9 protein-coding genes and 1 riboswitch are annotated in these 11,964 nt (G+C 55.4%); of the genes, 1 reads left to right on the forward strand and 8 read right to left on the reverse strand.

Going from position 1 to position 11,964, the window contains the following annotated elements; translation table 11 throughout:
• Positions 1-21: 21 nt before the first annotated feature.
• From K0H63_RS14620 to K0H63_RS14640, 5 genes are all read right to left on the reverse strand, one after another.
• On the reverse strand, positions 22-750 hold the full coding sequence (locus K0H63_RS14620) for an HDOD domain-containing protein (RefSeq protein WP_011760737.1): 729 nt from the start codon (positions 748-750) through the stop codon (positions 22-24).
• A 158-nt stretch (positions 751-908) separates the two neighbouring features.
• Complete coding sequence (locus K0H63_RS14625) at positions 909-1,505, reverse strand: GDSL-type esterase/lipase family protein (protein WP_220065303.1); 597 nt, start codon at positions 1,503-1,505, stop codon at positions 909-911.
• 82 nt (positions 1,506-1,587) lie between these two features.
• Complete coding sequence (locus tag K0H63_RS14630; RefSeq protein WP_220065304.1) at positions 1,588-3,528, reverse strand: TonB-dependent receptor; 1,941 nt, start codon at positions 3,526-3,528, stop codon at positions 1,588-1,590.
• Between the two features lie 88 nt (positions 3,529-3,616).
• Positions 3,617-3,746, reverse strand: a riboswitch (cobalamin riboswitch).
• A gap of 86 nt (positions 3,747-3,832) precedes the next feature.
• The gene (locus K0H63_RS14635; RefSeq protein ID WP_220065305.1) at positions 3,833-4,426 is read right to left on the reverse strand and encodes a hypothetical protein; all 594 of its coding nucleotides are present in this window, start codon (positions 4,424-4,426) and stop codon (positions 3,833-3,835) included.
• A gap of 80 nt (positions 4,427-4,506) precedes the next feature.
• Positions 4,507-4,851 carry a DUF805 domain-containing protein gene (locus tag K0H63_RS14640; protein WP_220065306.1) on the reverse strand — a complete coding sequence of 115 codons (345 nt, stop codon included), beginning with the start codon at positions 4,849-4,851 and terminating at the stop codon, positions 4,507-4,509.
• A gap of 207 nt (positions 4,852-5,058) precedes the next feature.
• Between K0H63_RS14640 and K0H63_RS14645 the strand changes: the two genes are divergently transcribed.
• Positions 5,059-6,909: a hybrid-cluster NAD(P)-dependent oxidoreductase gene (locus K0H63_RS14645; protein ID WP_220065307.1), complete on the forward strand. Its 1,851-nt coding sequence runs from the start codon at positions 5,059-5,061 to the stop codon at positions 6,907-6,909.
• A gap of 54 nt (positions 6,910-6,963) precedes the next feature.
• On the opposite strand, the gene K0H63_RS14650 is transcribed toward K0H63_RS14645, so the two are convergent.
• From K0H63_RS14650 to gabD, 3 genes are all read right to left on the reverse strand, one after another.
• Positions 6,964-9,084 (reverse strand): methyl-accepting chemotaxis protein, encoded by a 2,121-nt coding sequence (locus tag K0H63_RS14650; protein ID WP_220065308.1) that lies wholly within the window; start codon positions 9,082-9,084, stop codon positions 6,964-6,966.
• 124 nt (positions 9,085-9,208) lie between these two features.
• Entirely contained in the window at positions 9,209-10,486 is a 1,278-nt protein-coding gene (gene gabT, locus K0H63_RS14655) for a 4-aminobutyrate--2-oxoglutarate transaminase (RefSeq protein WP_220065309.1), read from the reverse strand.
• Between the two features lie 21 nt (positions 10,487-10,507).
• Positions 10,508-11,950, reverse strand: coding sequence for an NADP-dependent succinate-semialdehyde dehydrogenase (gene gabD / locus K0H63_RS14660; protein ID WP_220065310.1), 1,443 nt, complete (start codon positions 11,948-11,950; stop codon positions 10,508-10,510).
• Positions 11,951-11,964: the final 14 nt, after the last annotated feature.

Raw genomic sequence — 11,964 nt, forward strand, 5'->3', positions numbered from 1 at the left:
TTTTTTATAGAGTTCAGTAAATTACAGCGGATTGAGCAGCAAGCCACGCATCGACAACACCCGGCGCAGTACCAGACCGGCCGAGTTGGGGTTGCGGGTTTGGCGCAGGTTGTGAGCAATCATAAACTCTTCTTTGAGCTCTTCATCGAGGCCGAGTGAGTCAAAGGCTTCCAGCGTCAGGGTTTGCTGTTGGGTATCGATAATTTGCTTGATGATGCCCAGAGGGAATGACTCGTCCGATTCGGCATTGAGATACGCAAAGGCTGTCAGTGCGATCATCTGCCCGAACACACTGAAGAGCGCCAGAGTCTGAACCTCGTCCGGGTCAATATTGTTGCTCACCAGATCTTTGAGACTATCCACCGCCGATGCGGCAATGCTTTCTGTCAGGCGCCAGTACCCCAGGACCAACTTTTTATAGGGCTGCGGCAGCTCATCGAGGCGTTCTTTCAAATAAAAGCTAAAGGCGTAGCGGTAAATGTTCACCTGCCCCAAACGGATCAGCGCATCCTTGAGACTGCGGTTTTTACTGTTATGGGCGCCCCCCACATGTGCGGTGGTGCTTCGCCACAATAGATGCGCCGCCAGTGCCGGATCGCTGGAGACAATATCAACAACATTACGCACATCACCATCGGCAAGGATAGCCTTCTTCAGTGGAATGAGAATTCCCCTGCGGCCTAATACCTGCTCTTCATTGGCGATGATCGCCCTGATTTGAGAAAAAACCTGATGCTCAAGCTCAGTCATGAAACTAACCTATTTTTGTCCGGGCAATCAAAAAGGGACTCAAGTTTGGCCTTAGCAATAAACCCGCCCTGGCTGTTATTATCGGGGAATTTACCCATAAAATCCTGCCCATGGTCAAGCTGATTTCCGTCCGTTTCAGCAATTTTCAGAAAGCCGCCTCAAAAGGCTCCGCTCTCGCTCGCAAGCTGGTAAATTTCTTCCGCCAAAAGCTGATATCCGGCGTCATTTAAATGAACAGTGTCCGATTTCATGGCGCTTTGTGACAGGAGCTGCGGTAGCGTATCCTCAAGCAGTGGCAGGGAAAATTGCTCAGCCAGTTCCTGATACAAAGGTAACGGGGATAAAAACACCTTCCGGTCTGGTACAGCAATCAAAAGCACAGGCACCTGCCTTCCCTGAGCTTCCCTAATCATAGCTTCCAAATTGCGCTTAAGCTGTGCTTTATCCTGATTTCTGAGGATATCATTGCCGCCTTCCAGCAGGATAAGCAGATCCGGTTGGGTTTCATCGAGTAAATCAGCCATTCGTGCCAGCCCTTCGGTGGTTGTTTCACCCGATACCCCGGCGTTAATCACTTCGCAATCGCACAGACGGGAAAGGTGGGCGGGATAATCCATGCCATCACTGGCGCCAACCCCAAAAGTTAAACTGTCACCGAAGGCCAAAACACGGGCGTTTTCCCCCAGAAAAGGCAATCGCGGACCGCCACAGGCTGATAAAAACAGCAGGACAAAAAACACTGACAGAATACGCACTTTGTACTCCCCGGACTAATGCGTATGTTATCGCCCAAAAAAAAACCGGACACAAGTCCGGCTTTTCAATTTCAGTGGTTTATCAGTATCTCAACCCCAACGTCAGGCTCACTTTGCGACCTTCACCGGGATAATACCCATTGCCCCAGTCACTGTAGAAGCCCGAGGCGGCATACGCTTCATCGAACAGGTTATCCAGTCTCAGGGTCGCACTCAGGGCGTCCTTACGGAAGCTCACGGCGGCATTGGTCAGCCAAAAGGCATCCATCTGCGCGCCCACATTGGCATTGTCACCTTCAACAAAACGCTCACCCGTGTAGGCAGCATCTACGTAGGCCGACCAATAATCGGCAAACTGAGCTGACACATACATACGGCCACTGTGCTTGGCGACCCAGGACAGCGCTTTGCCATCATTCAGCCCGGCGGTAAATTCAGCATCCGTGTACTGGTAGTCGACGCCCAGGCTGATGGTGTCATTGAGCTGCCAGTCCCAATCCAACATGGCTCCATAACGGCGCGACTCATCAGCGTTGATATTGGCACCCGGGAAATAGCCCCCCACCGGCGTGTCGGCGCTGGGGTCAAACACAATTTCATCTTCCAGGGTTAAACGGTAGAGGCTCAGGCGCAATGCCTGCTCAGCCCCCTGATAGTCCCAGCCAGCTTCATAGCTGCGGCCGGTTTGGGGTCTCAGGCTGTCCTGACTGGTGTAGGCCTGCTCATCCACCTTGGCAAAACGGAAGTTATCTTCGCCGCGCAGGTAGAATCTGTGTCCCTGCACGGGGCGATAATTTAATCCAAGCTCAAGCGCATGGGCGTCATTATCCAGCTTGCCACCCTGGGGAAAGGTATTCTGATCGCGAATATCGTCCTGAACTTCGGCATAACGACCACCCACCACGTAACTCAGTGACTTGGTCAAAGGCACTGATGCCTGGGCAAAAGCCGCCCAGAGCTCCTGGGTGTTGCCGCGCTCCATATAAGCCGAGGTAAATTCTGACTCGCCACGGGACAGGTCCACTCCAGTTACCAACTTAAGTTCGCCCGCCTCTGTCTGGTAGCGGCCAATGGCTTTGGGAGTCAGGCTGATGAGTTGACGCTCGGTTTCACCCACGCCGCCCCAACTGATGTAATTCACCTGGGTATCGCTGGCATCGAGATCGGCAGCCAGGGTCCAATGGTCGGTCAGACTGTGCTCGTATCCCAACCGGCCAGCCTTGGTCAGATTGTGCTGATAGTCGCTGCTGTTGGCGGCATTGGCCTGGCGGGGATTGGCGGCAAGCTCCTCTGCGGTGAGAGAGCCTGCGAGTTCACGGTCATCATCGTAATAGGAGGCTTCAGCAAAGAAGCGCTGCCCATCGCCGCGGTATTCAATGCGGCCCAACACTGAGCCGGACTCACTCACGGCATGGTCACGGTAGTTGTCGCTTTTATCGAAGTTGCCACCGACGAAGAGACTCCAGCGTTCATTCAGCGCAGCCGAGAAATCCATGGCAGTGCCAAGGGAGCCGAAACTCCCACCAGTCAGCGAGGCGCCGCCGGTGTTTTCCTGACTGCGCTTGGTAATGATATTGATGACACCGCCAACGGCCTGATCGCCATAGAGCACACCGGCGCTGCCGGAGAGCACTTCAATACGTTCTATCTGACTCAGTGACACAGCATTGAGGCTGGGCGCAGCAATATCAATGTTGTTGAGACGGCGGCCATCCACCAGCACCAGGGTGTTATTGGCCGCCTGGCCAGCACCAAAACCGCGCATGGCGAAGACGGGCCCGGTGCCGCTGTCGCTTATCTGGATGGCACTCTGGCCACGCAGCAATCCGGCAAGATCTTTGGCACCGCTGAGCGCTATGTCATCGGCAGTAATCACAGCCACATTGGCGGCGATATTGAGGGGGGTATCAGCCTGACGGCCAATGACCACCAGATGTTCATCCACAGGTGATTGCGCTGAGGCGAAAGATGACAGCAGGCTTGTGGCCAGCGCCAATGAAATCAAAGAAGGTTTGGTACCCATTTTCCTTACACTCCATCAAGGGAAACGGGGCATGGGTCATCGACATGCCAAAAGCTGTCGCTGTTGCGGATCTGCCCACCGAAATCCACGACAATACCTGATTTGGGCCGGTCTCCGGACTTAGATGCCAGGCATCATTACCGTTGCGGGGGCAGTGTCGGATTTACACCGACTTCCCGATTCTCCCGCCGATGCGGGCACCCAAAAGGCTGACAATAAAGAGGCCGTCACTCATGGACGGCCGCGCATTATAGACGTCTAAACGTATAAAAGTCTAATGCCTTTGTTTCGCACAAGTGGCCGGTCAGTCGAGGCGCAGCGGCAAAACAGAGGCAATAAATTCACCGTGATTGGCAGGGGTAAGCGGAATATTCTGCCCTGCATACACATCGCCGCGCGTGGATTTATGCATGAGCACCAGTTGCCCGGGGCGGCTTACAACCCGGTAATACCCCACCTCAGCTTCCGGCTTTGAAAAAAATGGGCGCGACTCTTCCATCGATGCGTGCTGATTGGGCATACGGCTACACCCCAGGATGGCGTGAAAGCCGGGATAGCCATCGGTATCAACTTCACCCAACTTTTCGTAGGAGACGTCGCCCTCGCAGCTGCCCTGATATTGTCTGGCGAGGCCATCGAGAAAGGCTTCGGCAGCGGGGGAATCATCACTCAATTTAAAGCTTTGAACACAAATGAGCCCACCCCATTGGTTGAGATTTTCCTGGGCAGGTACAAATTCGGCACTCACCATATCCGCCCTGTTTTCACTGGCGGCCAATTTCCATCCCGAAGGTAATTCAAACGAGAAAGGCGTACCAAAGAGTGAAAGTTCCTGAGTTTGCGCAAGCACACCCGTGGCGGGCACAAGCCCAATAAGAAGGAGTAAATAGCGGGTCATAATCAGCTTCCGTGAAATATCCTGCCGTAACGTCCTGAAACGGCTTTGAGATATGGGGAGGAAAACCTCCCCACAGACTATCAGGCAAAGGCCTTTGGGTTTTCACCGTAGTCATTCTCGTCCTGACTGTCCTGACAGTAGAACACAATGAGAATGATGATACCTATGATGGGGATGAGCGCGATAAGCTGCCACCAGCCGCTGCGGCCGGTATCGTGCAAACGACGGGCACCGATGGCAAGTGAAGGCAAAAATACGGCCAATGAGTAGAGGGTGCCTACCAGCATGCTGCCAAGGGCCATGTCCACCAGGTTCATCCCGATACTGACAATCAGGTTGAACAGAAAGAACATCCAAAACTCTTTGCGACGGGCACGACCTGTGAAGTCTGCGTATTTTTTCCAGGCGCCAATGTAGTATTCCATGGTTTCTCCTTAAAGCCGGGTGACAACACCCAAATTACCGCACAGAGTGCGAATTTGTCCTTATGATTCATTAGCCTGCTATCGACAAGCGCAATTACTTTACCACAGCGCCGGACATTGAGAAGCATGAAAAGCACTTGGGTACTGGCTTCAGATGTAACCACATGGTTATAGTGTCGCTATTTGCCAGCGACAGGGAGACGGCAAATGGCGAGACTCAGCGCAATTCATATCTATCCGGTTAAATCCATGGGCGCGCAGTCACTCAAGCAGGCAAGGGTTTGCCCGGAGGGACTGGCGGGAGACCGACGCTTTATGGTGATAAAACCCAGCGGCGATTTCATTACGGCCCGCACACATCCCGTACTGCAACTGATAACGCCTTTGGGCCAGGACGAAGAGTTTCACGCCGGACGCCTGCGGCTCTCCTATCCCGGCCAGCCAGACCTGGCCCTTGATGTCAGCGAGTTTGAAAAAGCCCCGGTGAAAACCCAGGTCTGGAAGGACGGTTTTGAAGCACTGTCAATCCACGCGCTGGCCGATACCTGGATTTCCACCCTGCTGGGCGAACCCGCCCGGCTTATCTGGCTTGGCGAAACCTCCAATCGCTTCCGTGAAAAACTCGACACCCGTGTCAGCTTTGCCGATGGCTATCCGCTGCTACTCATCAGCGAGGCCTCGTTAACCGACCTGAATCTGCGCGCCGATACAATCAGCCAGATGAGTCAGTTTCGCACCAATCTGGAGGTATCAGACACTGCTGCCTTTGCAGAGGACGGCTGGAAGCGTATTCGTATCGGTGAAGTGGAGTTTCTACTGGCCAAACCCTGCAGTCGTTGTGTGATGACCACCATTATTCCCGGTACCGATAAATTCCACCCTCAGGGGGAGCCTCTCGCCACCCTGAGCAGGTTTCGTAAAACCCATCAAGGTGATGTCAATTTTGGCCAGAACCTGATTGCCCTCAATGAAGGCATCATTCGCGAAGGCGACAATGTAGAGATTCTTGAGGAGCAGGTGGGTGAGCACTACCCCAACCGGGCACCGGCCAAACGCAGTCTGCGCCTGGCTGCCAAAGAGCCCATCGCCAAAGACTTTACGGGCTTCACTTTTGAGGCTGCCGATGGCAAACCGCTGCCGACCTTCTTGCCAGGCCAGCATCTGGTGTTTGCCTTTGATATCGACGGCACCCGCCATATCCGCCGTTACAGCCTGACCCATGCACCGGCGGAGGGGAACTACCATATTGGCGTCAAACGCACCGGGGGCGGCCTGATTTCCAACTGGCTGCACGACAAGTTGGCGATAGGTGATACTGTGCTTTGCAGCCGCCCCGAAGGCCGATTTATCCCCAAAACCGGCAACCCCTTACTGCTTATCAGTGCAGGCTCAGGCGTCACCCCCATGCTGGCGATGGTCAGAACCGCACTGGCGCTTGGCAAGCTCAAAGGTGTTGCTTTGCCACTTACCCATATTCACTTTATTCATCAATGCCGCAGCAAAGACGATATCCCCTGCCCGGAAAGCCTTGAGGATTTCGTCGCCGCAGGTATGACCCTGGAGCTTTATCTGACAAATCCGGGCGACGACTGGCAAGGCAATACGGGCCGTGTCAGCGCCTCGCAGTTGGCCGCAGTGCCTTCACTGACCAAACGCGATGCCTTTATCTGTGGTCCCAGCGGCTTCATGCAAACAGTGGAAGGAATGCTGACACAAGCCGGCATGCCGACTGAGCAAATTCACTGTGAAAGTTTCGGGGGATTGACCAGCGTCGAAGCCAGGCCACCTGAGCAGCTCAAGATCCGGATTGGCGATAAAGACTTTGTGGGCGATAACCAACAAAGCCTGCTGACCCAGGCAGAAGCTCAGGGCATCAAGCTGCTGTGGTCGTGCCGTGCGGGTATTTGCGGCAGCTGTAAATGTAAGCTTACCGCAGGCGAAGTGCACCAACCCAAGGCTGAGGCCCTCTCTGATGCCGAGCGTGCACAGGGCGTCATACTGGCGTGCTGCGCGACCCCACTGACCGATGTCAGCCTGGTGCCACTGGACAGTATTTAACCCCAACAAATAAAAAGGCTGCCAAGAGCAGCCTTTTTATTTGGTTTAATATCCTCAGGTGCGCAGTTTAGCCAACTGACTCTCCTGCCTGCCAACCAGCTTGGCAAGACTCTCGCTGCTCTCCCGGGCCTTACCGGCCAGCTCCATCAGCTCTGCCGCCGAGTCTGAGATCCCCGTGATGTTGCGGCTTACTTCTTCTGTAACTGCGCTTTGCTCTTCAGCAGCCGTGGCAATTTGGGTCACCTGATTGGAGATTTCGTTAATGCGCGCCACCATCACCGACAGTGCCTCAAAGGCCTGCTCGGTTTGCGCCACCGCCTGCTCAGCAAGTCCTACCCCTTTGTCGATAATTCCGGATGCCCCCTTCACCTCCTGCTCCAGCGCATCGATAAGCCGACTGATATCGTCGGTGGAGGCCTGGGTTTTGGAAGCAAGTGAACGCACTTCATCGGCCACCACAGCAAACCCCCGGCCCTGCTCACCGGCGCGGGCCGCTTCGATGGCGGCGTTGAGCGCCAGCAGGTTGGTCTGGGCGGCAATGGCACTGATCACTTCCAATATTTTGCTGATATTGGTACTGCTCTCTGCCACCTTGCCCACCGCAATCTTGGCTTGCAGCGACTCCTTGGACATGGTGCTCACAAGAGAAACCGCCTGCGTCAGACTGTCCTGACTCAGCTTAACCTGCGAGGCCATGGCTGCCGACTCGGTTGCCGTTTGCTCAGATGCCTTGGCCACTTCATGGGCGGTATGACTCATCTCATTAACGGCGGTTACCACACTCTCAATTTCACTGTATTGCCGATTAACACTCTGTTTGGTTTCCTCCGCAATCCGGGCCGTTGCCTGGCTTTCGGTGCGGGATTCTGTGGCGACCTTTTTCAGTTCACTGATTAGCCCGTGAAGTTTACCGATAAAGGCATTAAAACCATTGCCCAGGGCAATCAGCTCTGCGTGCTCATCCACTTTCAGGCTTTGGGTTAAATCCCCCTCGGCACTGGCCAGTTGACTGACCCGCTGCTGAATTTGCTGGATGGGTGCCACCACGCTGCGGATAAAGAGAGCAATAAGAATCACAGCCACCGCAGCAACACCAATACCCAGCAGCAAAACAAAGCGGCCAAGGCTGGCGGCCATGGCCTCCATACTGCCCTCGACCTGATCGGCACTGGCCAAGGCGATATGTCTTGGCACTTCGATGGCAAGCAGCCACTGACTGCCGGAGAGCGGAATAGTAATGGGATAGGCCACTATCATGCTGTTGTCGTTGAGCAGATAACCATCCCCTTTGCCCAGACCCAGAATTTGGTTGGCGAGGGATTTGTCCATAACCTCCCCGAGGGGCCTGGCTTTTTTATCATAGTGGCTAGCGGCCACTATCAGCCCCTTGGTCGACAGCAAGGTTACCTTGGCCTGCCCCTGATAGAGACTTGCCGACAGTTCCTCAATCATCTTTTGAAACACGGGCAGGTTCAAATCCACCCCGACCACGCCACGAAAAGCGCCAGAGCGAACAATAGGCACAGTCAGGGAGGTCATCAACATGTTGTTACCGGGGGAGATTTCGTAGAGATAAGGCTCCATCAGGCAGGGCTTTTGGGTGTCTTTGGCGCACAGATACCACTCGGCTTCCCGCAGACCAAACTCATTGAGGGTGTCCGCGTATTTTTCACCGGCATCATCCACCTGCTGCTGGGTCTGGCTGCCATCATCGTTACGATAAAAATAGACTTCGAGCGTCCCCACCCCCTCAACCGAGTGCATCAAACCTGACGCCGTAAATTCGCTGTCACGGCCATCGAAACCATTGGGTTCGAACTGCGCATACATAGAGGAAATCTGGCGATTTTTCTGCAGCACCGCGCCGACGGCATCCTGAACCGTTTCACGATTCATCCGGCCGACCAGCGCATCGTTTTCCATCATGGCACTGAAAGAATAAGGAATACGGTAGGCTTCATTGATAAAGGCCGCCACCTTTTCACCGTAGCGGCCGGCGCTGGCGGTCAGTTTGGTGCGTATCTCATCATTGAGTGCTTTATCGACTTCGACAAAGAGTTCATCGGTTTTGTTGTTGAGGGTGATCCAAAGGGTTATCGACATGGTGGCCACAGTGGCCAGAAACAGCGCCGAGGTCATCCAAAGTAGCTTTTGTCGCAGGGGAAGATGTTTCATGCACTCTCCGCAAGATCCTGAAAACACATAGGTAGACTAACGTATGACTGAGTATAGTCTCTATCTGCGTCCGTGCATTTTTCAATAAAAAGGCGGCCCTTCATGGGCCGCCTTTTTTTAAGGGTTATTTGCCGAGTACGGCCTCGAAACACTCGGCCATTATCTCCAGGCCTCGCTGGATTTGCTCATCCGGCGCCGTGATGGGGACCAAAATCCTGAGCACGTTGCCGTAAGTGCCGCATGACAACAGGATAAGGCCGCGGTTACGGGCCTCGGTGAGCACCTGTGGGCAATACTCAGGGGCAGGCTTGCCGTTTTCCATCAGCTCAATGGCAATCATGGAACCCAGACCACGTACCTCGGCGATTTGCGGATAACGGCCGGCCAGCTCACCGATGGCAGACTTGATGGTCTGGCCGATGGCATTGGAGCGCTCCAGCAGTTTTTCCTCTTCAAAGACTTCAATCACGGCAAGCGCTGCGGCGCAGGCAAGCGGACTACCGCCATAGGTGCCACCAAGGCCACCAGGGCCAATGGCATCCATCACGTCGGCACGGCCGGTAATACCAGAGAGCGGGAAGCCACCGGCAATCGACTTGGCGAAGGTGGTGATGTCCGCCGCAACACCCATTTGCTCCATGGCAAAAAAGGTGCCGGTACGGCCAGCGCCGGTTTGCACTTCATCGGCAATCAGCATAATGCCTTCGCGATCGCACAGCTCACGCAGACGCTTCATAAAGCATGGGGTCGCGGCGTAGAAACCGCCCTCGCCCTGCACTGGCTCGAGGATAATAGCGGCAATGTCGCTTGGCTCGGCGTCGTTCTTGAAAATACGCTCAATAGACGCCATGGCGTCATCTTCGCTCACCCCGTGCAGTTCACATGGATATTCGGCGCGAAATACGTTGGCCTGCATCAGGCCCATGCCCTTGCTGTAGGGCGCCACTTTGCCGGTCAGCGCCAGCGCCGCCATGGTGCGGCCATGGTAGCCAGAGGTAAAGGCAATCACACCGGCACGCTTGGTGTAGGCGCGGGCCACCTTAATGGCGTTTTCCACGGCTTCAGAGCCACTGGTGAACAGGGCCGACTTCTTGGCGAAGTCACCCGGCACCAGCTGGTTCAGCTTTTCACACACGGACACGTAGCTTTCATAGCCCAGCACCATAAAACAGGTGTGAGAAAACTTCTCCAGCTGCTCGGCCACGGCGGCCTTCACTTTGGGATGCAGGTGGCCTGTGTTCAGCACTGCAATGCCGCCGGCGAAGTCGATATACTCACGGCCTTCCACGTCCCACACGGTGGCGTTTTCGGCGCGCTCGGTAAACACAGGGTGGATTTGGCCAACGCCACCGGCTACAGCAGCGCGGCGACGAACCATCAATGAATCATTGGTCAAGCTCATAGGGTACTCCTGTTTCGCCGGTCACACCGACAGACAGATATATTTGATTTCTACATACTCATCGATGCCGTACTTGGAGCCTTCGCGGCCCAGACCCGATGATTTCATGCCGCCAAAGGGGGCCACTTCGGTGGAAATAAGCCCGGTGTTCACGCCCACCATGCCGTATTCCAGCGCCTCGGCCACCTTCCAGATAAGGGAGATGTCGCGGCCATAGAAGTAGGCTGCAAGTCCAAACTCGGTGTCATTGGCCTGACGAATCACATCGTCTACATCACTGAAACGGAACAGCGGTGCCAGTGGGCCGAAGGTTTCCTCGCGGGCCACCTTCATGCTGGCATTCACGTTAGTCACAATCGCAGGCTCCATAAAGTTGCCACCCAGCGGCTTGCCGCCGGCAATCAGGGTCGCGCCCTTATCCAGCGCATCCTGCAAATGGCCCTGCACTTTCTCAAGTGCAGCTGCGTTGATAAGCGGGCCTGTGGTCACACCGGGCTCGGCGCCATTGCCCACTTTGAGCTTGGCCACGGCAGCGGCGAGCTTCTCGGCAAAGGCATCGTACACACCGTCCTGCACATAGAGACGGTTGGCACAAACGCAGGTTTGACCGGCGTTGCGGTATTTGGAAATCATGGCGCCTTCAACGGCTGCATCCAGATCCGCATCGTTAAACACGATAAAGGGCGCGTTGCCGCCAAGCTCCAACGAGACTTTCTTCAAGGTTGGCGCGCACTGCTGCATCAGCTTGATGCCGACACCGGTTGAACCGGTGAACGACAGCTTGCGCACCACTGGGTTTTCGCAAAGCTCGTTACCAATGGCCACCGCATCGCCGGTAACCACACTGAATACCCCTGGGGGAATACCCGCTTCCTGCGCAAGCTCGGCCAGCGCCAATGCCGTGAACGGCGTCTGCGGCGCAGGTTTAACTATCATGGTGCAACCCGCAGCCAGCGCAGGGCCAGCCTTACGGGTGATCATCGCTGCCGGGAAGTTCCAGGGGGTAATGGCTGCCGTAACACCCACGCCCTGCTTTATCACCATGATGCGCTTGTCGCCCTGATGACCCGGGATGGTGTCGCCGTAAAGGCGCTTGGCCTCTTCGGCAAACCACTCGATAAAGGACGCGGCATACACCACCTCGCCCTTGGCTTCGGCCAGCGGCTTGCCCTGCTCCGTGGTCATCATCAACGCCAGATCGTCGGCGTTTTCCAGCATCAGTTCATACCAGCGGCGCAATTTGGCACCGCGCTCTTTGGCAGTGAGCGCGCGCCAGGCCGGCAACGCAGCTTCGGCGGCAGCGATGGCCTCGCGGGTTTCATCACGGCCCATCACGGGCACAGAGGCAATGGCCTCGTTGGTAGCCGGATTGGCAATGGTCACCGTCTCGCCCGACAGGGCATCGCGCCACTCGCCATTGAGATAACACTGGGTTTTCAAAAGTGAAGGACGTTTGAGCTGCACAGCTGACTCCTTGA

Origin of the sequence: Shewanella zhangzhouensis (assembly GCF_019457615.1) — a bacterium.
GTDB classification, from domain to species: Bacteria; Pseudomonadota; Gammaproteobacteria; order Enterobacterales; family Shewanellaceae; genus Shewanella; species Shewanella zhangzhouensis.

Excerpts from the sequence above, each read along its gene's own strand:
- K0H63_RS14620 (WP_011760737.1), bottom strand. The coding sequence starts at position 750 with ATGACTGAGCTTGAGCATCAGGTTTTTTCTCAAATCAGGGCGATCATC.
- K0H63_RS14630 (WP_220065304.1), bottom strand. The coding sequence starts at position 3,528 with ATGGGTACCAAACCTTCTTTGATTTCATTGGCGCTGGCCACAAGCCTG.
- K0H63_RS14635 (WP_220065305.1), bottom strand. The coding sequence starts at position 4,426 with ATGACCCGCTATTTACTCCTTCTTATTGGGCTTGTGCCCGCCACGGGT.
- K0H63_RS14640 (WP_220065306.1), bottom strand. The coding sequence starts at position 4,851 with ATGGAATACTACATTGGCGCCTGGAAAAAATACGCAGACTTCACAGGT.
- K0H63_RS14645 (WP_220065307.1), top strand. The coding sequence starts at position 5,059 with ATGGCGAGACTCAGCGCAATTCATATCTATCCGGTTAAATCCATGGGC.
- K0H63_RS14650 (WP_220065308.1), bottom strand. The coding sequence starts at position 9,084 with ATGAAACATCTTCCCCTGCGACAAAAGCTACTTTGGATGACCTCGGCG.
- gabT (WP_220065309.1), bottom strand. The coding sequence starts at position 10,486 with ATGAGCTTGACCAATGATTCATTGATGGTTCGTCGCCGCGCTGCTGTA.